Origin of the sequence: Streptosporangium sp. NPDC000239 (assembly GCF_040300765.1) — a bacterium.
Lineage (GTDB): Bacteria > Actinomycetota > Actinomycetes > Streptosporangiales > Streptosporangiaceae > Streptosporangium.
This window is the reverse complement of sequence record NZ_JBEPEI010000001.1, coordinates 422,604-444,882: the sequence shown is the minus strand read 5'-3', so window position 1 is coordinate 444,882 and position 22,279 is coordinate 422,604. Positions and strand designations below refer to the sequence as shown.

The following is a 22,279-nucleotide window of genomic DNA, read 5'->3' as shown; positions in this document are numbered from 1 at the left end:
CTCTGCGGCCGTCCGTAAAACGTCCGAGGCCATGCCCGGCAATCCCCGGGCATGGCCTTTCGGATGTCACCTTTTCCATTCCGCTCCGCCGAACCCGTGAGCCCGGCGGAACGGAGCGGTTCCTACAGCCCCACGCAGGCCAGCGCCCTCTTGTAGGCGTCCACGCTGCGGACGGGCTCGTCGATGCGCTCCAGGACCCGCGCCGCCGTCAGCCAGGCGTGGGCGGTGTAGCGGGTCGCGGGCAGCTTGTCGAGCGCCTCGGCCGCGGCCTGCAGCTCGTGCAGGGCCCGCTGCTGACCGTCCAGCTCGGCGGAGGTCTGGCCGTGCAGCAGGCGTGCCTCCATCTGCAGCGGCCTGGGCATCCCGTCGAGCATGTCGCAGACGGCCTTGATGTGCTCTCCGGCCCGCTGGGGGTTGGCGAGCAGCAGCTCGGCGCGGGCGAGGTTCATCGCGCAGCGCATCTTGTCCATGGGGTTGGCCGAGCTCTCCGAGAGCTCCTTCTCGACCTTGGCCAGCAGCTCACGCCAGGCGCCCGCCTGCATGGGCCGTACGGTCAGCATGACCTGGGCGTAGTCGTTGCGGAGACGGGCCAGTCTGCGGGGGTCGCCGTACTCGGACTGGATGGCCAGGGCGCGCTCGACGTGGGTGACGGCCTCGTCGCCGCGCCCGCTCTCGACCGCGACGATGGCCGCGCCCCAGTGCGCCAGAGTGAGCGCCTGCGGGGTGCCGAGGACCTCGGCCGCGGCGAGCACCTCGGCGGAGAACTGCCTGGCCCGCAGCAGGTCGCCCCGCTCGACGTAGGCGGCCAGCAGCTGGCCGCCCAGTCTCATCAGGCCGTCGGTCCAGGCGGGCCTGACCGCGCCGCCGAGGATCTCCTCGACGACGTTCACCGCCTGGGCCAGGTCTCCCTGCTCGCGGTAGCAGCGCGACAGGGCGACGGCCACGGCGATGTGGCGTTCGGGGCTCATCGTGGCGGGGTCGTTCTCGCGCAGGCCGTTGAGCAGGGCGATCGCGCCGTCGAGGTCGCCGCAGGCCTCCGTGGCCAGGGCCAGGCCGTACTCGGCGTCCTGTCTGTGCTGGGGCAGGCCCGCCAGGCCGCTGTCGGCGAGAAGCTCGGCGTAACGCGTGCGCGCCTCGCCGACCTCGCCGTTCTCCATGGCCAGCCGGGCGTAGCCGAGGCCCAGCTCGATCTCCTGCATCTGCTCGGCGGTCACGCCGTTGATCAGGTAGGTGAGGGAGCAGTCGAGCTTCTCGGCCAGCAGCTCAAGGACCGCCGGAGTGGGCGTACGCTTGCCGCTCTCGATCAGCGACACATAACTGTCGGATAGTTCCGGATGGGCGAGTTGCGCCTGGGAAAGACCACGTTGACGTCGGACGGTCTTGATGCGTTGCCCCACCAAGTCTTGACCAGCCACGTTACCCCTTGAAAGATATCGTTCGAGCAGCAGAACCCACGACAGGAGCCTCCCCCGTGCGCCGACGCCTCGCTTTGTCTGCCCTCGCCGTCCTATTTACGGCCACATTTGCAGCCATGAGCAATGCTACGACTGCAAGTGCTGATTCGTCTTCCCCCTCGCAGAGCACCAGTCAGTATTCTTTGCAGCTCAACCAGGAGAACAAGACGAGCTGGAGCTATCCCGACTAGCAGCGGGTCAGCCCGCCTGTAAAGCCGGTACCAGACCGGCACGGCCCGTCACCGTGGAGAGATCCCGACCGGTGAGCATCGCGATCCGGCGGATACGGCGGCGGGCCGTTCCGGTTCCCGGAAGAGGAACGCCCGGCCGAGGCCCCGTCGGATGTCGCACGGCGAAGGAACGCTCCAGCGCCTGGAATCGGTGCGCCGATCCTAACCCACCCGAACCCCCCTGCACAGGGCGAATCATCTCCGCACGTCACCTTCCGTCCATCCCCGCTTCCCGCCCGGACCGTACGGCTCCGCAATGAAATGGAACGGTCCAGGCCGTGGCCCATGACATCGCGCCGGAACCGCGGGGGTAGGAACCCGATCGTCCTTCAGGGCGATGGGAGGCTCATGGACCGGTTCTTCGAACTGTCGGCGCGTGGTTCGACGGTCGGCCGCGAGGTCAGGGGTGGGATCACCACCTTCATGGCCATGGCCTACATCATCCTGCTCAACCCGATCATCCTGGGCGGGGCGACGGACGTCACCGGCGCGAAGCTGACGATCACGCAGCTGACCACCTCGACGGTCCTCGCGGCGGCGGTGAGCACGCTGCTGATGGGAGTGGTCGGCAACGCCCCCTTCGGCCTGGCTGCCGGGCTCGGGCTGAACGCCGTCGTCGCCTACCAGGCCGCCCCGCACATGACCTGGGCCCAGGCGATGGGTCTGGTCGTGCTGGAGGGCCTGGTCATCGTGCTCCTCGCGGTCTCCGGGTTGCGCAGGCTCATCATGAACTCCATCCCGCTGGCCCTGAAGCACGCGATCAGCGTGGGCATCGGAATGTTCATCGCGCTGATCGGGCTGGTCGACGCCGGGTTCGTGGCACGCGGCACAGGAACGCCGGTGCAGCTGGGCAGGACGGGACACCTGACGGGCTGGCCGGTCACGGTCTTCTGCTTCGGCCTGCTGCTGATGATCGTGCTCTACGTGCGCAGGACCAGGGGCGCCATCCTGATCGGCATCGCGATCACCGCCGTGCTGGCGATCGTCGTCAACTCCGTCGCCAGGATCGACCCGGCGAGCTGGGGCGTCGTGGTGCCCCGGGTGCCCGAGGGCGTGGTCGCGGCGCCGGACTTCGGACTGGTCGGGCAGTTCGACCTCTTCGGTGGCTTCTCCCAGGCGGGGCCGGTGACCGCGACGGTCGTGCTGTTCACGCTGGTCCTGTCCGGGTTCTTCGACGCGATGGGCACGATCATCGGGGTGAGCGACGAGGCGGGACTGGTCGACGAGCAGGGCCGGGTGCCCCGCCTCGGCGCGATCCTGACCGTGGACGGCGTGGCCGGGGCCGTCGGCGGCCTGTCCAGCGCCTCGGCCAACACGGTGTTCGTCGAGTCGGCGGCCGGGGTCGGCGAGGGCGCGAAGACCGGCCTGGCGGCGCTGGTGACCGGCGCCCTGTTCACGCTGAGCCTGTTCTTCACCCCGATCGCCTCCGTCGTGCCCGCCGCGGCGGCGGCCCCGGCGCTGGTGCTCGTCGGCGCGCTGATGATGACCCAGGCCAGGAACATCCCCTGGGAGGACCTGACGCTGGCCGTACCGGCGTTCCTGACGATCGCGCTGATGCCCTTCACCTACAGCATCACCAACGGCGTGGGCGCCGGGGTGATCTCCTACACGGTCGTCCAGGCGGCCGTCGGGCGGGCCGGGCGGATTCCGTGGCTGCTGTGGGCGGTCACCCTGGTCTTCGCCCTCTACTTCGCGATAGAGGCCGTCCAGGGATTGCTCTAGCGGGCCTGGAGGTATCCCTCCTCACAGGCCACGCCGTCGCCGTCCTTGTCGGGGTACCAGTGGTACTCCTTGTGGGTCTCCTTGAAGTAGGGGCCGCGTCCCGCCCTGGCCACGCTCGCGCAGTCCGGATAGCGAGGATCGGTCCCCCGCGCCCCGGCGGCGGGCGCGGCGGCTCCCGTCGTGGGCCCGGTGGTGGGCCCGGTGGTGGGCCCGGTGGTGGTTCCCGTGGTGGCGGCCGGGGTCTGTGGTGCCTGACCGGTGGGCGCGTTCGTGGCCGGTGGGGTGATGGGCGCCGTCGTGGGAGGCGTCGTGGTTCCCGGGGTCGCCGAGGGCTGCGCGTTCGCGGCACCGAGCAGCCGGGCGACCATGGCGTCGGCCTGCTCCTTGGTGAAGGAGCCCGCGATGCTCAGACTGTCCTCGGTGATCACCTGGGCGACCCTGGGGGCCGCGACCACCCGTTCCCCGACGACGATCGCCATCTGCTGCGTGACCGTCTCCTGGGTCAGGTCGTTGATCTGGTCGCGGAAGGTGGGCGCGAACACGATCTTCACCGAGTAGGAGCCGCCCCGGTCCTGGACCGCCTCGATCCTGCGCACCGCGTCCACGCTGACCCCGGCGGCCAGTGTGTAGCAGACCTGCCCGAGGTCGTCGGGCCTGGCGTCGGGGTCGGTGCACGGCCCCTGCTGGGCGCCCGTCACCGGCGCGAAGTGGATGGGTACGGCCAGCCGCCGGGGCGGCGTCGCGCCCAGCGGCAGGTCGGGGTTGCGGGTCATCAGCACCGCGAGGGTACCGAGCACGCCCGCGGTCAGCACGACGATGACCAGGGCGACGACCAGGGCGATCGTGGTGATCCTGGTGGCGCGGGGCGGCTGCGGGGCGTATCCGGCCGCTCGGGGGTCGCGGGGGTCCCGTGGGTCGCGGGGCCCTCCGGGGGGCGTGGGACGGCCTCGGCCGCCCGGCGGGCCGGACCTGTCCCCGTTCCCGCGCCCCGGTCCCGTCGGGTCAGGCCGGACGCCCTGGTGACGGCCCTGGTGATGGCCGTGACGGGCGGGTGGAGGCCCCTGCGGCACCGGCGGGTCGTCCGTGCCGCCAGGACCGGTGCGCATCTCCATCGTCTTCGTCCCCGTATCGTCGCGTCCCTCGCGAACGAGCCTACCGATCACTCAAAATCCCCGGTAATCGGACGGTCAATCGGGCATCCAGAAAGATGACGACTTCCGCAGTTTGACAGCGTGTTATCAACGATGAGCGATTCATTGCACCTTGCGCGTAGTGCCCTCTTTCTCGGGAACGCAGAGTGAAGGTGACATAGGTGCACGAATCTGGAGGAGCCGTGAAGATCGCTGTTCCCCGCGAGGTCAAGAACCACGAGTACCGTGTGGCCCTGACCCCAGCCGGCGCCCAGGAGCTGGTCCGGCATGGTCATCAGGTGTTCATCGAGAAGGACGCCGGAGCGGGGTCGTCGATTCCCGACTCCGACTTCCAGAGCGTCGGCGCCGTCATCATCGACTCGGCCGACGACGTGTGGGCCGAGGGGGACCTCGTCCTGAAGGTCAAGGAGCCCGTCGCCGAGGAGTACCACCGGATGAGCAAGGGGCAGGTGCTCTTCACCTACCTGCACCTGGCCGCCTCCGAGGCCTGCACCCGGGCCATGCTGGAGTCCGGGGTCACCGGCATCGCCTACGAGACCGTGCAGAACGCCAACGGCTCCCTGCCGCTGCTCGCCCCGATGTCCGAGGTCGCCGGGCGCCTCGCCCCCCAGGTCGGGGCCTACCACCTGATGCGGCCCGAGGGCGGCCGCGGGGTGCTGATGGGCGGCGTCTCCGGTGTGCACGCCGCGAGCGTGGTCGTGATCGGTGCCGGGGTCTCCGGCATGAACGCCGCGGTGATCGCGCTCGGCATGCAGGCCGAGGTGGTCCTGCTGGACAAGAACATCGACAGGCTCCGCCAGGCCGACGTCATCTACCAGGGCCACTGCCAGACGGTCGCCTCCAACAGCTTCGAGGTCGAGCGCGCGGTCCTCAACGCCGACCTGGTCATCGGCGCGGTGCTGGTGCCGGGCGCCAAGGCCCCGAAACTGGTCAGCAACGAACTGGTCTCACGGATGAGGCCGGGCTCGGTCCTGGTGGACATCGCCATCGACCAGGGCGGCTGCTTCGAGGACTCCCGGCCGACGACCCACGCCGACCCGACCTACCGGGTGCACGACTCGATCTTCTACTGCGTGGCCAACATGCCGGGCGCCGTCCCGCACACCTCGACCTACGCGCTGACCAACGTGACCCTGCCCTACGTCCTGGCCATCGCCGACCTCGGCTGGCGCCAGGCGCTGCGCGAGGACCCCGTGCTGGCTCCCGGCCTCAACACACACGAGGGGCACCTGACCAACCAGCCGGTGGCCGAGGCCCACGGCCTGGAGGCGGTTCCGCTGGAGCGGGTACTCCGATAGTCCGGTGGTTCAGGACCACCCCCGGCACGCCGTGCGGGGCTGTTCGGCGCCCTGTCAGCCCCGCCGTCCCGGAAACCGGCACCGCGTTACCCTCTCCCAAAGCGGTCAATCTGTGAACCATTTCACATTGCACAAATGCTTGACCGACCCGCCCATTCATCGGACAATGCGCTCACATAAAGTAATGATTTCCATACGGAAATGCTTTCCAAGCCATTCACAGAAACGTCACAGAAATGGCACGTCCGGTGACACTCCGCCCATCCGCCAAACGGGCAGAGAAAACAGCAGGAAGTGATGCCCCAAAAGGGCGGAACAGTCCGAACCGGCGGGCCGAAAAGCTGGAAAAACGCGACCGGTTCGGACGGCCGGGTCACACCCCGGGGAGGGCGGGAGCCCGCCATGACACGGAAAGGCCACGGAAAGGCCATGGTCGCCATGCGGGACGCCCCGGGAGGCGAGCGAATGTCCGCAGCTCACGACCCCCGACCAGGCCGGACGAAGGCCTCCTGCGGGCCCCCCGCGGCCCCGGGGCTCACGTCCGCCCAGGTTACCCGACAGGAGAGTCGGGAATTCGAAACCACATCCTTCCAAATCAATGAATAACCGGCCTCCCGGAATTGCAATTGCCATTCTTCGGCAAGAATCTATTGTTTTGCCGATAAGCGGCGGTTAGCGTGAACAACGTGCCGCCCCGGAGACCACTCCGGCCGCATATTAATCTCTCACGCGCGGAACCGGCGGCCGGAGGAAGGGTCTGCGACATGCTTAACAAATTGGGAATCCTGGGGGACCGGCTGCTGAGCCGGTTCGTGCCCGCGTCGAGCGCGGCCGCGAGCTGCCCCTGTGGCTCCTACCCCTACACGGGGCCGTGTCTCTACGAGATTCCCTGCGGAGGTGGCCTGACCAAGCTGTGCCTCTGCGAGGACAGCGCCCGCCGTATCACGTGCAGCGTCTGCTCCTAGTCCCCGCCTAAACGACCAATGGCACTCGTCACCCTGGGCTGCCAGGTGCTCGTGGCGAGCACTTTCGCCGTAGCGGCGATCAGCAAACGGCCCGGTAAGGCGTTTGCCGAATTCACGAGATCGACCGGCCTGCTGTTGCCTCCCCGCGTGGGCAGGTGGCGGCGGCCGGTCGCCCTCGGAGCGTTCGCCGCCGAACTGGCCGTCGTCGTCCTGACCCTCCTTCCCGCAACCGCCGCGGCGGGATTCGCCCTCGCCACCGTGACGACCACCGGGTTCACGATCGCGATCGCCGCGGCGCTGCGCCGGGGTGAACGTGCCCCGTGCCGCTGTTTCGGGGCCGGAGGCACACCGCTGGGACCGGTGCACCTGGCGCGCAACCTCGTCCTGATCGTGGTGGCGGTGGCCGGCCTGCTGACGGCCCTGCTCTCCCCCGCCGGGCCGACGGAGCCGGCCCTCGCCGTGGTCACGGTGATCGCCGCCCTCACCGTCGCGTCCCTGGTGATCCGCCTGGACGATCTGGTCGCCCTGTTCGCCCCGTCTCCGTACCACCCGAACAAATCGAAGTGAAGAAAGCAGTGGACATGTTTGTTGCCGCAGCCGTGATTCTCTGTGTCGTCGTCACCGTCTTGAATCTGGTCCTCACGCTGGGCGTGATCCGCCGGCTACGGGACCACACAGAACGTCTCGACGGCCTGACCCACCCGAAGTCCATGATCGAGCCGATCACCGGTCCCGGGACCCGCCCCGGTCTCTTCACCGCCCGCACCGTGGACGCCGAGGCGGTCACCGGGGCACAGCTGGCCGGTGGGCTGGTGGGGTTCTTCTCCCCGACCTGCGACGCGTGCCACGAGTGGCTTCCCAGGTTCGCCGCGGCGGCGCGGGCGCTGCCCGAGGGCCGTCGGCAGGCGCTGGCCGTGATCGTGGCGCCGACGGACGAGGTCGCCGCCGACATGGTGTCGCAGCTCCGGGAGAACGTCATGGTCGTCATCGAACGGGATCGCGGGCCGCTGGCCGCCGCCTTCAAGACCTCCGCCTACCCCGCCATGTGCCGTCTCGGCGCGGACGGCGCGGTGACCCACACCGGGCGAGGTGCCGTGGCCGTACCGGCGGAGATGTGAGGCAGGCCGGAGCGACGGCCGGGCTCACCCCCAAAGCGGCGTTCGGCCACACCCTCATGGCGGCGCGGCTGACGCTGGCGGCCGCTCCGGCGGCGCTGGGCGTGCTGGTGCTGCTCTCGGCCGCCGCGGGGCTCGCGCCGGTGGTGGTCGCCTGGCTCACCCGGCTGACGTTGGACGGCCTGGTCGGCGGCGTCTCCGGCACGGCCCTGGTCTGGGCCGCCGTGGCGCTCGCCCTCGCGGGGGTCTGCGCCGTGGTCGTGCCACGGCTGTCCCAGTACACCGAGGCCGAGGTGGGGAGGCGGGTGCGGACGGTCGCGGTCGACCGGCTCTACACCGCGATGAACGACCGGTTGCGGGGGCTGGCGACCCTGGAGAACCCGGACTTCCACAATCGGATCAGCCTGGCGCAGCAGGCGGGCAGCACCGGCCCCGTGCACCTGCTGAACAGCGCCACCGGCATCGGAAGGAGTCTGCTGACCCTGACCGGTTTCCTGGTCACCCTGCTGTTGATCAACCCCTGGCTGGTGCTGGCCGTCTCGGTCACCGCGATCCCCACCACGCGGGCGGAGGTCCTGCTGGGCCGGCGCCGGGTGGGGGCGATGTGGCGGACCGGCTACGCCGAGCGGCGGCAGTACTTCTACGCGAACCTGCTCAGCTCCCCGCGGGAGGCCAAGGAGGTCCGTCTCTTCGGACTGGGGGACTTCTTCAGGAACCGGATGCTCTCCGAGCTGCGCTCGACCAACGCCGTCAACCGCGCCCTGGACCGGCGCGAGCTGGGAGTGCAGATCCTCCTGGCCCTCCTGGGGGCCGGAGTCGCGGGCGGCGGGCTGATCTGGGCCGTCCTGGCCTCCCGGGCCGGACGACTCACCGTGGGTGACGTGACGGTGCTCGTGGCCGCGGTCGCCGGGGTCCAGAGCTCCCTGTCCGCGATCATCAGTCAGCTGGGAGCCTCTTACCAGGCGCTGCTCATGCTGGACCACTACCACGTGGCGACCACGGTCGAACCCGATCTGCCGGTCCCGGCCTCTCCCCGCCCGGTACCGGCGCTGACGGGAGGGGTCGAGTTCCGGGACGTCTGGTTCCGCTACGGTCCCGACCAGCCGTGGGTGCTGCGTGGTGTGAACCTCACCATTCCCGCGGGCCGGGCCACCGCGCTGGTCGGGCTGAACGGCGCGGGCAAGAGCACACTGGTGAAGCTGCTCTGCAGGCTCTACGACCCCACCCGCGGCCAGGTCCGCTGGGACGGAGTCGACCTGCGGGACACCGACCCCGCCCAGCTGCGGGAACGGATCGGCACGGTGTTCCAGGACTACGTGGAGTACGAGCTCTCCGCGGCGGAGAACATCGGCCTCGGTGACCTCGCCCGGCTGGAGGACCGAGATCGGATCGAGGCCGCCGCGCGACGCGCCGGGGTGCACGAGGTGCTGGCCGCGCTGCCGAACGGCTACGACACCATGCTGACCCGGATGTTCCTGGCCGGGATCGACGAGGAGCACCCCGAGATGGGCATGCTGCTGTCCGGCGGGCAGGGGCAGCGGCTGGCGCTGGCGAGGGCGCTGCTTCGGGACGACCGGGACATGCTCGTCCTCGACGAGCCCAGCTCCGGTCTCGACGCGGAGGCCGAGGCCGAGGTTCACGCCCGGCTCCGCGAGCACCGCGGCGGCCGTACCAGCCTGCTGATCTCCCATCGCCTCAACACGGTCCGCGACGCGGACCAGATCGCGGTCCTCTCCGACGGGGAGATCATCGAGTGCGGCGACCACGCCCGGCTCGTCGCCGAGGGCGGCGTCTACTCCCGGCTCTTCTCCCTGCAGGCCCGCGGCTACGAGACGACGCTCACATGATCCGGACCGCGCTGGCCCTTGTCGCGCTGGCCTGCCTCGCGGGCTGGCTGAACCGGCTGCGCCGGGGATACCTGGTGGTCACGGTGCGGGGCCCCAGCATGACGCCCACCTACCGTCACGGCGACCGGCTACTGGTACGGCGCCGCCGGGGAGGCCGGATCCGGGCGGGTGAGGTGGCCGTCGTCGACCTGCCTGAGTGGATACGGCCCGTTCCCGGAGAGCTGGGTCCCCGGGAGGCACTGCGCGTCCGGCGGGTCATCAAACGGGTCGCGGCGATCCCCGGAGATCCGGTGCCCTTTCCCTTCGAAGGGGCCGGGGCGGTGGTCCCCCCGGCCAGTCTGGTGCTCCTGGGAGACAATCCCGACGGCAGCGGAGACTCGCGACAGTACGGTTACGTACCCGCCGACGCCGTGGTGGGAGTGGTCCTGCGCCCCCTGAGAGACCACTCGTGACCCTCGGCGCCCGCGTGGCGGGAGGGCGGCGAGGTCGCCGCCCTCCCTGTCGTCAGGAGGCGCTTGAGGAGGGAGCGGGCGTGGCGTCGGGAATGGGGTTCTGCGACGCGGGCTTGTCGACGCTGTTCGGACCCTCGCAGGAGGCGCCGAGCTCGGGGGTCTCAGGACTGTTCTTGTACTTCGCGACGAACTTGGCCAGTCGCGGATCGTCCGCGCTGTCGAGCTGCAGCTGCTTGTTCCAGGAGCTCAGCACGACGGGCTTGGGGAGACCCGGGTAGGGGCTGAGAAGCATGTAGTCGCTCGATGCGGCCTTCTTCAACGTCTCGACCTGGTCCTTGGGAAGGTCGGGCCGATAGGTGATCCACACCGCGCCGTGCTCCAGGGAGTGCACGGCGTTCTCGTTGTTCACGGGCTCGTCGTAGATGCCACAGCGCTGCCATACGGAGTTGTGCTCCCCGCCCATCGGGGGGTTCTCCGCATATTTGATCTTGGTTTCCTTGTGCGATCCGCCCGCGTATTTGGCGCTTGTCACCGAATCCAGTGAGGTCTGCGCCCGCTCGTTGACGAGGTAGAAGCCGACCACTCCGACGAGCAGCAGAACGACCAGGCCTCCGGCCCCCCACATGATGATCCCGGCACGGCGCTCACGGCGCTTCTGCTGTTCACGCATCTGGTTGAGACGCTCACGTCTCGACCGTGCCTCTTCCTTGATCATCAATCCTCCAGGGGGCAAACCATGTCCGAGTCACCTTATGCGCTACCTACGTATAGCGGGAATAAGTACCGCACTCCCTCCCCACAGCTGGTAACCGGTAGGCTGACTAGGCGATGGAGACCCCCGTAGAACGCCCCAGATCACGTCGACCGTGGACGATCCTTGCGATAGTCATCGTTTTCGCGCTCGTCGGCTCCGTGCTGTTCCTGGGGGGTAGGCAGTCCCCCACCGACTCCTCTGCCGAAGCCGGCTATGCCCGTGACATGGCCACGCACCACTCGCAGGCCGTCGAGATGGCCTTCATCATGCGGGACGACACGACGAACGATCCCCTGCGGGTGCTCACCTACGACATCATCGTCACGCAGACCGCCCAGCGCGGGATGTTCGGCGGCTGGCTCCAGCAGTGGGGGCTCAACCAGTCGACCGAGCGCCCGCCGATGGCCTGGATGTCCGGTCACGGCCACGGCGTAACGGCGGCGGCCCCGGGTGCGATGCCCGGTATGGCCAGCCAGGAGGAGCTCAAGAGGCTCCGCGAGGCCACGGGCAAGGAGCAGGAGATCCTCTTCCTTCAGCTCATGATCCGCCACCACGAGGGCGGCGTGCAGATGAGCGAGGGGCTGCTGAAACTGTCGGACCGCGACGAGGTGGCCACCCTGGCGCGGCACATCGTCGCGGGCCAGACGGGAGAGATCAAGCTGATGACCGACATGCTGGCCCAGCGCGGGGCCAGGCCACTGCCCTCGATCCTCTAGCTCTCCCCGGTCGTTCCCGGGCCCACCCCCTGTACGGCGTCCGCCTCGACGAGGTCGGCGCGCCCCTGCGCCGCCCGTTCCCCCGGCCAGGGCAGCATTGAGCAACCTGGCCGGAGGAGATAGAACAGAAATGGTGAACGACGAACCGGAGAACCGCCTGGAGGTGAGCATCTCCGCCGAGGTCGAGGCCGGGCAGTACGCCAACTTCGCATCGGTGTGGCACACCGAAGATGGCTTCGTCCTGGACTTCGCGGTGATCACCAGGCCGCCCCAGCTCGCCAACGACCCCTCGTCGGGCCAGCACTTCGTCAGTGTGCCGACCAGGATCGTCAGCCGGATCCGCATCCCCCCGAGCCAGGTGTTCGAACTCATGAAGGCTCTGGAACAGCAGCTGACCGCATACGAGAAGGAGACGGGCAGGAAGTCCTGACCCGTCCCCGCGCGACTCTCCCCCGGCGTCAGCCGTACGGGACCGGGCCGCGTGTCCTCACGCCTGCGCGCGCATCTCCTCGGCCACGGCGGCGGCGAAGGCGTCCACATCCGCCTCCGTGGTGTCGAAGGCGGTCATCCAGCGGACCTCCCCGGCGGCCTCGTTCCAGGTGTAGAAGCGGAAACGCTTCTGCAGCCGCTGCGTCACCTCGGCGGGCAGGACCGCGAAGACGGCGTTGGCCTGCACGGGCCTGGGCACCTCGACCCCGGGGATCTCCCGTACGGCGTCGGCCAGTCTGCGGGCCATGGCGTTGGCGTTGCGCGCGTTGCGCAGCCACAGGTCACCGGCGAGCAGCGCCTCGAACTGCACCGAGACGAATCTCATCTTGGAGGCGAGCTGCATCGCGCTCTTGCGCAGGTAGCGCAGCCCCCTGACGGCGTCGGGGTTGAGGACCACGATCGCCTCGCCGAACATCAGTCCGGCCTTGGTGCCGCCGAAGGACAGCACGTCCACCCCGGCGTCCGTGGTGAAGGCGCGCAGCGGCACCCCGAGCGCGGCGGCCGCGTTGGCCGCGCGGGCGCCGTCGAGGTGGACGAGCATGCCGAGCTGGTGGGCGTGCTCGCAGATCGCCCTGACCTCGTCGGGGGTGTAGAGGGTGCCCAGCTCCGTCGCCTGGGTGATCGAGACGACTCTGGGCTGGGCGCGGTGCTCGTCGCCGAAACCCCAGGCCTGGGTGTCGACCAGCTCGGGGGTGAGCTTGCCGTCCGGGGTGGCGACGGTGAGCAGCTTGAGGCCGGCCGACCGTTCCGGGGCCCCGCCCTCGTCGGTGTGGATGTGCGCGGACTCCGCGCAGACGACCGCCTCCCAGGGGGCGGTCATCGCGCGCAGCGCGACCACGTTGGCCCCGGTGCCGTTGAAGACCGGCCACGCCTGCGCCAGGGGGCCGAAGTGGCCGCGGAAGACCTCCTGGAGGGCCTCGGTGTAGACGTCCTCGCCGTAGGAGATCTGGTGCCCCTCGTTGGCCAGGACGAGGGCCTGGAGGATCTCCGGGTGCACTCCGGCGTAGTTGTCGCTGGCGAATCCCTTGACCAGCGGGTCGTGTCTGCGGATGGCGTCTGTCACTTCTTCCCCTTGGTCGGGCGGCCGCCTTTCGGTGTCCGGCCGCCCGCGTCGTTCTCGCCGTCCCGCCTCACGGGGCCAGGACGATCCTTTCGCCGTTCCTGTCGGTGTCCCACAGGCCGTCGATCGCCTCGGCGAGGTCGTCGACGTCGGTGAACCCGGGGAAGGTCCGCTCGGGGGCGGCCTCCCGCATGGCCTGGTTCACCAGGGCCTTGACGACCAGGACGTTCGCCGTCGAGCCCGAGCCCTCAAGGGCGTCGGCGAAGGCCAGGGTCCAGGCCTCGGCCGCGGCCTTGGCGGCGCCGTAGGCGGCGTTGCCCTGGGTCGGCCGTTCGGCGGCCAGCGCGGAGACGATGGCGAACCTGCCCCGTCCGCTCGCCCTCAGCAGCGGCTCGAAGGCGAGGGTGACGTGCTGCAGGGTGCGGACCAGCAGGTCGTGCAGCAGGTCCCAGTCCTCAAGCCTGGTCTCGGCGAAGGTCTTCGAGCCGCGCCAGCCGCCGACCAGGTGCACGACGCCGTCCAGCCGGCCGTGCTCGGCCTGGACGTCGGCGGCCAGCCGCCTGACCGCCTCGGCGTCGAGCAGGTCGACCGGGAGGGTGCCCTCCGCGCCTGACCTGTCGACACCGATGACGGTGTGTCCCTTGTCCGTGAAGCGGCGTACGACCGCCCTGCCCGCGGGCCCGGCCGCGCCCGTCACCAGAATGATCATGCCCGGATTCCCCTCGTGGACTCGACGACATCGCCGAGCTTACGGCGCAGGGCCTCGTAGAACATGCTCAGGGGGAACTCGTCGGGCAGCACCGCGTCCACCACGGCCTTGGGGAAGCCCTCGACCGGCAGCGCGTCCACCCCCCGGTGCCAGACGGAGGCCGGGTGCGGCTCCACGTAGGCGGCGACGAGCTGGTGGGCGGCCAGCCAGTGGGCGAGCTTGGAGCGGTCGATTCCGTCCCGGTAGAGCTTCTCCACCTCGCCCCGCAGGTCGGCGACGCCGTCGGCGACCCGGTCCCAGGCGACGCTGAGCCGGTTGTCCGTCCACCTGACGATGTCGTTGCGGTGCAGGTAGGCGAAGAGCAGCTGCCCGCCGAGACCGTCGTAGTTGCGGACCCGGTCACCGGTGATCGGGAAGCGGAACAGCCGGTCGAACAGGATGGCGATCTGGACGTAGCGGGCGTGCGGGACGCCCTCCCGCTCCAGCTTCACGGCCTCGCCGAACGCGGTCAGGTCGCAGCGCAGCTCCTCAAGGGAGTAGAGCCAGTACGGCATGCGCTGCTTGATCATGAACGGGTCGAACGGCAGGTCGCCGTGGCTGTGCGTGCGGTCGTGGATCAGGTCCCAGAGCACGAAGGTGTCCTGGGCCAGTTCCTGCGAGGCGACCAGCCGCGCCGCGTCCGGCGGCAGCGCGAGTTTGAGCGTCTCGGCGGCGGCCCCGCTGACCGCGCGGAAGCGGGCGGCCTCCCGGTCGCAGAAGATGCCGCCCCAGGTGAAACGGGCCGGGGTCTGGCGCACCGCGACGGTCTCGGGGAACAGGACGGCGGAGTTGGTGTCGTAGCCGGAGGTGAAGTCCTCGAAGGCGATCGGCACGAAGAGCGGGTTGTCGTAGCGCTCGTTCTCCAGGTTCGCCAGCCACTCGGGCCAGACCGTGCGGATCAGCACGGCCTCCAGGTGGCGGCGGACGCTTCCGTTCTGGGTGTACATCGGGAAGACGACCAGGTGTTCGAGGCCGTCGATCCGCTGGGTGTCGGGGTGGAAGGCGTCGAGGGAGTCCAGGAAGTCGGGGACGCCCAGGCCCTGCTCGACCCACTTGCGCAGGTCGGCGACCACCGCGGTGAGGTAGGCCTCGTCGTGGGGGAAGCACGGGGCGAGCCGTGCGACGTGTTCGACGATCTCGGCGATCAGCTCGACCGCCCTGTCCCGGTCGCCCTCGACGGAGCCGTCCTTGGCCTGCAGCGGCTGGAGCGCCTCGACGGCCGCCTTGAGTGCCTGGAAGGACTCGCGGACCACGGAGACTTCCTGGACCTCCTGGGTCTCCCGGCGCCCGGCGGGGACGGGCACCCGGGCGGCCCAGGTGACGAGGTTGCCCCAGAGCACGGCGTGGTCGTAGTCGCCGATCGAGTCGTCACCGAACAGGTCGGAGTCGGCGACGACCACGACCCTGCCCTCGCCGTGCCGTACGGCCAGCGCCAGGGGCGCGTCGGCGGGGTCGGCGGTCCGCGAGGTCCGGAACAGCACGTTCGCGTGCTCGGGGCCGGTCAGGACGCCCGCCCGGTAGAAGCACGCCCTGCGCGCCCCGGCCAGCGGGTCCTCCCGCTGCGAGGGGTCGCCGGGGACGCCGAGGACCCAGGAGGCCACGCCGTTGTGGGAGTTCCCGGGGTCCTGGACGGTGGTGTGCTCGACGGTGACGCCGAAGCGGCCGAGCAGTTCGGCGAGGTTGCTGCCGTACTTCTCCTGCTCGCACTCGGCGAGCACGACCAGGCCGCCTCCGGCCGTGACGTGGTCCTCGATCGCGTCGAGCTCCTCGACCGGCAGGACGGGGCTGCCCAGGCCCGTGGTGCGCTCCCAGCGGTCGGCGGAGGGGTGGGCGATCACGAGGACGTCCTGCCCGGCGAGGAGGGCCGGGGTGATCGGTCCGCCGGTGTGCGCGGCCACGGTGTGCCCGAGGCGGCGCAGCGTCTCGGCGGCGCGGGCGTAGCTGTTGTCGTCGGGATGCCCCGGATTCATCGTTTCGGCCACGTCCCTGCGGATGGTCCATGACTCGTTGTGTGCCTCGTCGAAGAGCACCCGTGGGAACGCTCGCACGATAAATCCTCCCTCAGATGTGAGCCAACGACGGAAAATATACACAAGATGCCCGAATATTGACACACCTCTTACGGCAGGAGCGGTGTGGATCACCCGGGCAAGGGCACGGCGAGGCCCCCGGGGAGGAGGTTTCGGACGGACCAATACACGTGGCCGTACGGGATGGGGGGCGGGCCCGACGCGGCGGGCCCGCCCCGGGAGGTCACCTAGCGGCGAAGTAGTCCGCCACGACCCTGGTGTGCAGCGGGAAGGCCAGCTCGCGTGGCCCGTCGATCGTCAGCCACTCCGTCGTCTCATCGGTCGGCACAACCGGCGGGAGCGCGGCGGAGGAGGTCTCCGGCCCCATGGCGAAGATCAGCACGGTGCCGTCGGGGGCGCTGAGCACGTCGAGGAGCCGGACGTCGTCCGCGCCGACGACGACCCCCGTCTCCTCGCGGAGCTCCCTGACCGCCGCCTGCTGCCAGGACTCCCCCACGTCGACGAAGCCGCCCGGCAGGGCGAGGCCGCCCCGGTGCGGTTCGACGCCGCGGCGGATCACCAGCACGCCGTCGTCGACGGGCAGCAGCATCACGGCGACCGGCAGCGGGTTGAGGTAGGCGGTGTTGCCGCAGAAGGAGCAGGTGCGCGGCCACGCCTGGTCGAGGGCGTATGCACTGCCGCAGAAGGAGCAGTGCGAGTTCCTGGTCATCACGCCGCGAGACTACGGCTCACAACCGCTTCAGCGGCCCGTGCCTTTCCAGCCAGTCCCGGTAGGCGGGAGCCCGTTGCGACTCCGTCCAGTAGGTGGTGGTCAGCGCCCGCACCAGGGCGTCGGCGTGCGCGGTGATCGGCCCGGGAGCGGTCCATCCGATGAGGTGCCGGAAGCGCAGGGGCGAGCCGGCCAGCGGGCGGATCGCGATGCCCTCCCTGGCCGGGACGGTCGCCTGGAACAGGCTGACGCAGCGCCCCTCCGCGACCAGGTCGACCCCGACCTCCAGGTTGACGCCGTAGGCCACGCGCGGGGCGAAGCCGTGCGCGGCACAGGTGTTCCAGAAGTACTCCCTGGGCCCCGACTCAAGCGGGGTCGGCAGCGCCCAGTCCTCCTCGGCGAGGTCGCGCAGCTCGACCTCCTCGTGCTCGGCCAGCGGGTGGCCCGCGGGCAGGCCGACGAAGAGCGGCTCCACCGCGATGGCGGTGTACACCGCGCCGGGCGGCGCGCAGAGCCGGTGGTCCGGATAGTCGTCGAGGGTCGCCAGCTCGATCCGCTCCGATTCGAGCAGGCCGGGCAACGTGTCGATCGTCTGCTCGGTGAGCAGCCTGATCTCCGCGCCGGGCAGCAGCCTGCGGAGGGTCTTGGCCAGGTAGATCCGCAGCCGGGTCGGGGCGCAGCCGACCCGGATCGGCGCCGTCTCCACCTGCGGGGGCGCGTAACGCCTGGCCGTCCGCTCCAACTCGTCGACGGCCGAGACCAGGGAGCGGGAGCGGACGAGCAGCCACTCGCCGAGCATGGTCGGGCGGGCGCCCTCGGGGCCCCTGTCGAACAGGGGGTCGCCGAACATCTGCTCGATACGGCGCAGCTGAGCGGTGAGCGCGGGCTGGGACATCTTCAGGGTCACGGCCGCCTTGGAGATGCTCCCGCTGTCCGCGATCGCACACAGCACCCTCAGATGACGAACCTGGAGATCCACGCATCGAGAGTAAAAGCAAAGAAGCTTTCCAGTAAGACCTAATCGGCGAAGAGCCCGGGGCACGTGCGGTTGACACCCTCCCGCTCCGCGCCCCATCATGAACGAACGTTCATGAACGTTCGTTCATATCAGTTCGGGAGGAAGCATGGGCTCCGTCGTCAACGTCCGCCAGTCCGAGGCCTGGAACGGCTACGAGGGCAACCACTGGGCCGACCACCAGGACCGCTACGACGCCGTGAACGACGCCTTCAACGAACCCCTGCTCGCGGCGGCGGCCGTCGGGGAGCGGGACACGGTGCTGGACGTCGGCTGCGGCAACGGGCGGGTGACCAGGCTGGCCGCCCGGCTGGCCCGGCACGGCCACGCGACCGGCCTCGACCTGTCGGCCCCCATGCTCGCGCGGGCCCGCGCGAGCGCGGACGCCGAGGGCGTCGCCAACGTGACCTTCGAGCAGGGCGACGCCCAGGTCCACCCGCTGCCCTCCGGCCGGTTCGACGTGGCGACGAGCCGGTTCGGGATCATGTTCTTCGCCGACCCTGTCGCCGCGTTCGCCAACATCGGCCGCGCGCTGCGCCCCGGCGGGCGCCTGGCCATGCTGTCGCTGCGGAACCTGGACGACCAGGACCTGGGCCGCGTCCTCGCCGCGATGACCCCGCACCTGCCGCGTCGCCCCGCCACGACAGAACCCGGCGGGCCCGGCCCCGAGTCACTGGCCGACCCCGTCCGCGTCCACGAGGTGCTCACCGCCGCGGGCTTCGAGAACGTGGCCGCGACCCCCGTGGACGCTCCCCAGACATGGGGGGCGGACACCGAGGACGCGGCGGCCTTCCTGGGAGCCTGGGGTCCCGTCCGTTTCATGCTCGGCCAGGTCCATCAGGAGTCGGCCTCCCACGCCCTCGACGCCCTCACCGAGGCGATGCGCCCCTTCGAACGGTCCGGTGCCGTACGGCTGCGCGGCGCCGCCTGGCTGATCACCGCCACCCGGCCGTGACCCACCCGGCTCACTAGGATGCGGGGTGATGTCACCGAGAAAAGCGGCCGCCCTGCGTGACGGCACCGACGGCCTGAGCCTGCGCGAACACCTCGTCGCCACCGCCGGACGGCTCATCGCCGAACGCGGCACCACCGGACTCACCGTCCGCGACATCGCCCGTGCGGCACGGGTCGCGGACGGCGTGCTGTACAACCACTTCGAGGGCAAGGAGGAGTTGCTGGCGCTGGCGCTGCACGCCCACGTCCGCTCGGTCGAGCGCGACCTCGGCCCGCTGCCCGCCAGGCCGGGTGAGGGCACCGTCGCCGGCAACCTGCGCGCCTGCCTCACCTACGGTCTCGCCCTGCACAGGGCCTTCCTGCCCGCCTTCGCGGGCCTGCTCCCCCAGCCCGAGGTGCTCGCCCGCTTCGACGCGCTGCCCAACCCCCTCGGCGAGGGCAGGGGGCTGCAGGCGATGCTCGCCGGCTATCTGCGCGCGGAACGCGACCTCGGCCGCCTGACCCCCTCGGCCGACCCCGAGGCCGCCGCCACGCTACTCGTCGGCGTCTGCCACGAACTGGTCCTCCCCCGCCTCCTGCGCGGCGCCCCCGTCCCCGCCGACGTTCCCCCCGCCACGGCCGACGCCCTGATAGCCACCCTGATGAACGGCCTCGCCCCCTCCGGGGTGGCATGCACGTCGTGAACGAGGCCAGGAGCGGCGCCCCGGCCCTTCCTCCGCTCCCTCCGGCCGGCAACACCGGCTCGGGCAACGCGGGATACGTCATCCGGGCACGTTCCGGACAGGTGAGCGACGGAGGCGGGAACCAGTGCCCCTGTCTGCCGGGCAGCGCTCCGACCTGTTTCTAAGGAACGGCGTCGCGGGATGATACGCCGCCGGGTGGAGAGTGGGTCCCTCCCCCGGCGGACGACCCGGCGCCGGGGACGGGCCTACCTTCCTTGCATTGGTTCCGCACAGCAAGGCACAGCAAGGAATTCCCGATGTTCAAGGACTCAGCCGACTTCAGGCGTATCGCGTCCGGCACACTGCTGATCGTCGCGCCCCTCCTGCAGACGATCGCCGTCATCATCGACCCCGGCACCTGGGGCGACGACCGGGAGGCCGTCAGCTACGGCGACAACCCGGCCCTGGCCCAGGCCCAGTCGGCTCTGTACCACTGGTCCTACCTGCTCATGGCCCTGGCCGCCATCGCCCTGTTGCATGTGATGCGCCGCAGGGCCGTGGTCTTCGGCCACATCGTGGGCCCACTCACCGCGCTCGGCTACATCAACCTGTCGGGCATGCTCATGATCGATCCGGTGGAGTGGTGGCTGGGGCAGCGCAACACCCCCGAGCAGGCCGCCAAGATCCTCGACGAGATGCTGAACCTGCCCGGCGTCGTCTTCGGCTTCCAGATGCCCTGGCTCTTCTTCGCCATCTTCGGCATGCCGGTCCTGCTGGCCGGCGTGTGGCGGGCCGGGTTCGCGCACTGGTGGGTGCCGCTCGTCGTCGCGATCGGCTACGGCACCTCCCTGGTCGTTCCGTACGGCCCCGCCTCGGTCGCGCTGTGGGGCGCCAGCGCGGTCGCGATCGGCTCACTCGGCGTCAAGATGCTCAGGATGAGCCGCACGGAGTGGGTCTCCCACTACCCCACGGACGCGCCCGGCCGTACCACGCCCGACTCGTACGCGAACACCACGGCCTGAGCCCGATCCCGCAGATGAAGCTTCATGAGCACCCGCGCGACGTGCGTCTTGACCGTGGCCTCACCGACGAAGAGCTCCCCGGCGATCTCGGCGTTGGTCATGCCTCTGGCCAGGAAGCGCAGCACCTCAAGTTCGCGCGGGGTCAGCTCGGCCAGCTGCGGCGGGGGCGCCGGGTCGTGGCGGCCCGCGAAGGAGGCGATGACCCGGGTGGTGACCGCCGGATCGAGCAGCGCGTCACCGCCGACGACGACCCGGATGGCCTCGACGAGCTGCTCGGGGGGCGAGACCTTCAGCAGGAACCCGCTGGTCCCGGCGCGCAGCGCGGCGTAGAGGTTCTCGTCGGTGTCGAAGGTGGTCAGCATCACCACCTTCGGCGGGGCGGGCTGGCCGAGGAGCTGCCTGGCCGCGGTGAGGCCGTCCATGCGAGGCATGGAGATGTCCATCAGCACGATGTCAGGCCGGGTACGGCGGGCGACGGAGACGGCTTCGAGCCCGTCCGCCGCCTCCCCGACGACCTCCATGCCCGCCTCGCTCTCCACGACGAGCTTCAGCCCGGCGCGGACCATGGCCTGGTCGTCGGCGATCACGACACGAATGCTCGTCTCAGTTGATCCGTTCATCGGCGAACACCTCCTGGTGGGAGATAGGCAGGGATGCGTGGACACGGAAACCGCCCTCCGGGCGGGGGCCCGCTTCGAAGCGGCCGCCGAAGAGCGCGGCGCGCTCGCGCATGCCGACGAGGCCGTTGCCCGTCGACAGCTCGGACGGGGCTCCGCCGCCGCCGTCCAGGACCTCAAGTTCGATGTGGTCACCGTGGTAGGTGATGGTGATCGTGATCTCGGACTCGCCGCCGTGCTTGACCGCGTTGGTCAGGGCCTCCTGCGCGATGCGGTAGGCCGACAGGTCGAGGCCGGGGGGCAGCCGTACCGGATCGCCGACGACGTCGAGGCTGATCCGCAGCCCGGAGGAGGCCAGCGAGGTGACCGTGCCGGCCAGCAGGTCGAGTCCCGGCTGCGGGATGGCCTCGTCGAGCGGCATGCGCAGCGCGCCGAGCATGACGCGCAGTTCGTCCACCGCCTCCCGGCCCATCCGCTCGATGCCGAGCAGCATGTCCTCGTGCGGGCTTCCCATCCGGCGCATCACCCCGGCCTGCATGACCATCATGCTGACGCTGTGGGCGACCACGTCGTGCAGCTCGCGGGCGATGCGGGTGCGTTCCTGGGCGACGGCCTCGGCGGCCTGGCGTTCCCTGTCACGTTCCAGTTGTACGGCGTGGGCGGCCAGACGGTGCGCCCTGGTGGCGTAGGCGCGCACGGCCAGGCCGGTGAGGTAGGCGGCACCGAAGATGACGGTGAGGAAGATGACCTCGTCGAAGGGCAGCAGGCGGTGGTCGACGGCACCGGAGTCGAAGACCAGGATGCCGGTCACGGCCCAGGCCAGGCCCGGCTTGACGGGCAGCTCGGCGGCGACCGTGTGGAAGACGATCAGCAGGGAGGCCAGCTGCCAGGTCTGGCAGCCTTCGTAGCCCTGCCGGTGCCAGGCGTACTGGGCGAGGATCATCAGGATGAAGACCGCGACCGGCGCCTTGCGCCGGAACCACACCAGTACCCCGGTGACGAGCGCCTGACCGATCCACCACAGTTCGGGGGTCTGCGCCGCGCCGTGGTCGGCGGCGACGGTGAAGGCCTCCAGCGTGCCGAGTGCGATGACGGCCAGGCCGATCAGCAGATCAGCCCTGGGCACCGTGCGGAGGTGCCGGGCGAGGAAAGCGGCGCCGGAGCGTCGCAGGAGGGGAGAGGGAACCGCCATGCGGGGAGACTAATCCCTTCCGCCCTCCGTGCATACAGGACAAAACGCCCAGGCAAGTGGCTTACAAGTGGGCCACA

Annotated in this window: 22 protein-coding genes; 12 read left to right on the top strand and 10 right to left on the bottom strand. The window is 70.2% G+C overall.

The annotated features are described in order from the left end of the window. Window positions 1-122 precede the first annotated feature (122 nt). On the bottom strand, window positions 123-1,397 hold the full coding sequence (locus tag ABT340_RS02025) for a helix-turn-helix domain-containing protein (protein ID WP_352008768.1): 1,275 nt from the start codon (window positions 1,395-1,397) through the stop codon (window positions 123-125). A 635-nt stretch (window positions 1,398-2,032) separates the two neighbouring features. Between ABT340_RS02025 and ABT340_RS02020 the strand changes: the two genes are divergently transcribed. Then, the gene (locus ABT340_RS02020) at window positions 2,033-3,406 is read left to right on the top strand and encodes an NCS2 family permease (protein ID WP_352008767.1); all 1,374 of its coding nucleotides are present in this window, start codon (window positions 2,033-2,035) and stop codon (window positions 3,404-3,406) included. On the opposite strand, the gene ABT340_RS02015 is transcribed toward ABT340_RS02020, so the two are convergent. After that, a complete protein-coding gene (locus ABT340_RS02015; protein ID WP_352008766.1) occupies window positions 3,403-4,518 on the bottom strand; it encodes an excalibur calcium-binding domain-containing protein in 1,116 nt (371 codons plus the stop codon). The two genes, ABT340_RS02020 and ABT340_RS02015, sit on opposite strands and share 4 nt — an antisense overlap. A gap of 221 nt (window positions 4,519-4,739) precedes the next feature. Between ABT340_RS02015 and ald the strand changes: the two genes are divergently transcribed. From ald to ABT340_RS01985, 6 genes are all read left to right on the top strand, one after another. Next, window positions 4,740-5,855, top strand: a complete 1,116-nt coding sequence (gene ald, locus ABT340_RS02010; RefSeq protein WP_352008765.1) for an alanine dehydrogenase — start codon at window positions 4,740-4,742, stop codon at window positions 5,853-5,855. Window positions 5,856-6,619: 764 nt separating this feature from the next. Continuing rightward, window positions 6,620-6,820: a hypothetical protein gene (locus tag ABT340_RS02005; protein WP_352008764.1), complete on the top strand. Its 201-nt coding sequence runs from the start codon at window positions 6,620-6,622 to the stop codon at window positions 6,818-6,820. Between the two features lie 18 nt (window positions 6,821-6,838). Next, on the top strand, window positions 6,839-7,387 hold the full coding sequence (locus ABT340_RS02000) for a MauE/DoxX family redox-associated membrane protein (RefSeq protein ID WP_352008763.1): 549 nt from the start codon (window positions 6,839-6,841) through the stop codon (window positions 7,385-7,387). A gap of 59 nt (window positions 7,388-7,446) precedes the next feature. After that, window positions 7,447-7,938 carry a thioredoxin domain-containing protein gene (locus tag ABT340_RS01995; RefSeq protein WP_352008762.1) on the top strand — a complete coding sequence of 164 codons (492 nt, stop codon included), beginning with the start codon at window positions 7,447-7,449 and terminating at the stop codon, window positions 7,936-7,938. Next, window positions 7,935-9,782: an ABC transporter ATP-binding protein gene (locus ABT340_RS01990; protein ID WP_352008761.1), complete on the top strand. Its 1,848-nt coding sequence runs from the start codon at window positions 7,935-7,937 to the stop codon at window positions 9,780-9,782. Before ABT340_RS01995 ends, ABT340_RS01990 begins: the two co-directional genes overlap by 4 nt. Continuing rightward, window positions 9,779-10,234 (top strand): S26 family signal peptidase, encoded by a 456-nt coding sequence (locus ABT340_RS01985; RefSeq protein ID WP_352008760.1) that lies wholly within the window; start codon window positions 9,779-9,781, stop codon window positions 10,232-10,234. The genes ABT340_RS01990 and ABT340_RS01985 overlap by 4 nt, the downstream gene beginning before the upstream one ends. Window positions 10,235-10,286: 52 nt before the next feature. Here ABT340_RS01985 and ABT340_RS01980 read toward each other — a convergent pair whose 3' ends face one another. Next, the gene (locus ABT340_RS01980; protein ID WP_352008759.1) at window positions 10,287-10,949 is read right to left on the bottom strand and encodes a thioredoxin-like domain-containing protein; all 663 of its coding nucleotides are present in this window, start codon (window positions 10,947-10,949) and stop codon (window positions 10,287-10,289) included. Between the two features lie 113 nt (window positions 10,950-11,062). On the opposite strand from ABT340_RS01980, the gene ABT340_RS01975 reads away from it, so the two are divergent. After that, window positions 11,063-11,704, top strand: a complete 642-nt coding sequence (locus tag ABT340_RS01975; RefSeq protein ID WP_386190252.1) for a DUF305 domain-containing protein — start codon at window positions 11,063-11,065, stop codon at window positions 11,702-11,704. A 130-nt stretch (window positions 11,705-11,834) separates the two neighbouring features. Next, window positions 11,835-12,134 (top strand): DUF3467 domain-containing protein, encoded by a 300-nt coding sequence (locus ABT340_RS01970; RefSeq protein WP_352008757.1) that lies wholly within the window; start codon window positions 11,835-11,837, stop codon window positions 12,132-12,134. 57 nt (window positions 12,135-12,191) lie between these two features. Here the strand turns inward: ABT340_RS01970 and ABT340_RS01965 are convergent, their stop codons facing one another. From ABT340_RS01965 to ABT340_RS01945, 5 genes are all read right to left on the bottom strand, one after another. Then, complete coding sequence (locus tag ABT340_RS01965; protein WP_352008756.1) at window positions 12,192-13,256, bottom strand: threonine aldolase family protein; 1,065 nt, start codon at window positions 13,254-13,256, stop codon at window positions 12,192-12,194. A gap of 67 nt (window positions 13,257-13,323) precedes the next feature. Next, window positions 13,324-13,962, bottom strand: coding sequence for an SDR family NAD(P)-dependent oxidoreductase (locus tag ABT340_RS01960; protein ID WP_352008755.1), 639 nt, complete (start codon window positions 13,960-13,962; stop codon window positions 13,324-13,326). Further along, window positions 13,959-16,049, bottom strand: coding sequence for a DUF6421 family protein (locus tag ABT340_RS01955; RefSeq protein ID WP_352008754.1), 2,091 nt, complete (start codon window positions 16,047-16,049; stop codon window positions 13,959-13,961). The genes ABT340_RS01960 and ABT340_RS01955 overlap by 4 nt, the downstream gene beginning before the upstream one ends. A 205-nt stretch (window positions 16,050-16,254) precedes the next feature. Next, window positions 16,255-16,740, bottom strand: a complete 486-nt coding sequence (locus ABT340_RS01950) for an NUDIX domain-containing protein (RefSeq protein WP_352009448.1) — start codon at window positions 16,738-16,740, stop codon at window positions 16,255-16,257. Between the two features lie 19 nt (window positions 16,741-16,759). Beyond that, entirely contained in the window at window positions 16,760-17,719 is a 960-nt protein-coding gene (locus ABT340_RS01945) for a LysR family transcriptional regulator (RefSeq protein ID WP_352008753.1), read from the bottom strand. 145 nt (window positions 17,720-17,864) lie between these two features. Between ABT340_RS01945 and ABT340_RS01940 the strand changes: the two genes are divergently transcribed. From ABT340_RS01940 to ABT340_RS01930, 3 genes are all read left to right on the top strand, one after another. Beyond that, complete coding sequence (locus tag ABT340_RS01940) at window positions 17,865-18,710, top strand: class I SAM-dependent methyltransferase (RefSeq protein ID WP_352008752.1); 846 nt, start codon at window positions 17,865-17,867, stop codon at window positions 18,708-18,710. A 28-nt stretch (window positions 18,711-18,738) separates the two neighbouring features. After that, the gene (locus tag ABT340_RS01935; RefSeq protein WP_352008751.1) at window positions 18,739-19,392 is read left to right on the top strand and encodes a TetR/AcrR family transcriptional regulator; all 654 of its coding nucleotides are present in this window, start codon (window positions 18,739-18,741) and stop codon (window positions 19,390-19,392) included. A gap of 296 nt (window positions 19,393-19,688) precedes the next feature. Beyond that, window positions 19,689-20,393, top strand: a complete 705-nt coding sequence (locus ABT340_RS01930; RefSeq protein WP_352008750.1) for a hypothetical protein — start codon at window positions 19,689-19,691, stop codon at window positions 20,391-20,393. Here the strand turns inward: ABT340_RS01930 and ABT340_RS01925 are convergent. Both ABT340_RS01925 and ABT340_RS01920 read right to left on the bottom strand, forming a co-directional pair. After that, complete coding sequence (locus ABT340_RS01925) at window positions 20,333-21,013, bottom strand: response regulator (protein ID WP_352008749.1); 681 nt, start codon at window positions 21,011-21,013, stop codon at window positions 20,333-20,335. The two genes, ABT340_RS01930 and ABT340_RS01925, sit on opposite strands and share 61 nt — an antisense overlap. Next, a complete protein-coding gene (locus tag ABT340_RS01920) occupies window positions 20,997-22,202 on the bottom strand; it encodes a sensor histidine kinase (RefSeq protein WP_352008748.1) in 1,206 nt (401 codons plus the stop codon). Before ABT340_RS01920 ends, ABT340_RS01925 begins: the two co-directional genes overlap by 17 nt. Window positions 22,203-22,279 lie beyond the last annotated feature (77 nt).

Bases quoted from the DNA above. Each gene is read 5' to 3' on its own strand.
- ABT340_RS02020 (WP_352008767.1), top strand. From the start codon at position 2,033: ATGGACCGGTTCTTCGAACTGTCGGCGCGTGGTTCGACGGTCGGCCGC.
- ABT340_RS02015 (WP_352008766.1), bottom strand. From the start codon at position 4,518: ATGGAGATGCGCACCGGTCCTGGCGGCACGGACGACCCGCCGGTGCCG.
- ABT340_RS02005 (WP_352008764.1), top strand. From the start codon at position 6,620: ATGCTTAACAAATTGGGAATCCTGGGGGACCGGCTGCTGAGCCGGTTC.
- ABT340_RS02000 (WP_352008763.1), top strand. From the start codon at position 6,839: ATGGCACTCGTCACCCTGGGCTGCCAGGTGCTCGTGGCGAGCACTTTC.
- ABT340_RS01985 (WP_352008760.1), top strand. From the start codon at position 9,779: ATGATCCGGACCGCGCTGGCCCTTGTCGCGCTGGCCTGCCTCGCGGGC.
- ABT340_RS01980 (WP_352008759.1), bottom strand. From the start codon at position 10,949: ATGATCAAGGAAGAGGCACGGTCGAGACGTGAGCGTCTCAACCAGATG.
- ABT340_RS01975 (WP_386190252.1), top strand. From the start codon at position 11,063: ATGGAGACCCCCGTAGAACGCCCCAGATCACGTCGACCGTGGACGATC.
- ABT340_RS01970 (WP_352008757.1), top strand. From the start codon at position 11,835: ATGGTGAACGACGAACCGGAGAACCGCCTGGAGGTGAGCATCTCCGCC.
- ABT340_RS01960 (WP_352008755.1), bottom strand. From the start codon at position 13,962: ATGATCATTCTGGTGACGGGCGCGGCCGGGCCCGCGGGCAGGGCGGTC.
- ABT340_RS01950 (WP_352009448.1), bottom strand. From the start codon at position 16,740: ATGACCAGGAACTCGCACTGCTCCTTCTGCGGCAGTGCATACGCCCTC.
- ABT340_RS01940 (WP_352008752.1), top strand. From the start codon at position 17,865: ATGGGCTCCGTCGTCAACGTCCGCCAGTCCGAGGCCTGGAACGGCTAC.
- ABT340_RS01935 (WP_352008751.1), top strand. From the start codon at position 18,739: ATGTCACCGAGAAAAGCGGCCGCCCTGCGTGACGGCACCGACGGCCTG.
- ABT340_RS01930 (WP_352008750.1), top strand. From the start codon at position 19,689: ATGTTCAAGGACTCAGCCGACTTCAGGCGTATCGCGTCCGGCACACTG.
- ABT340_RS01925 (WP_352008749.1), bottom strand. From the start codon at position 21,013: ATGAACGGATCAACTGAGACGAGCATTCGTGTCGTGATCGCCGACGAC.
- ABT340_RS01920 (WP_352008748.1), bottom strand. From the start codon at position 22,202: ATGGCGGTTCCCTCTCCCCTCCTGCGACGCTCCGGCGCCGCTTTCCTC.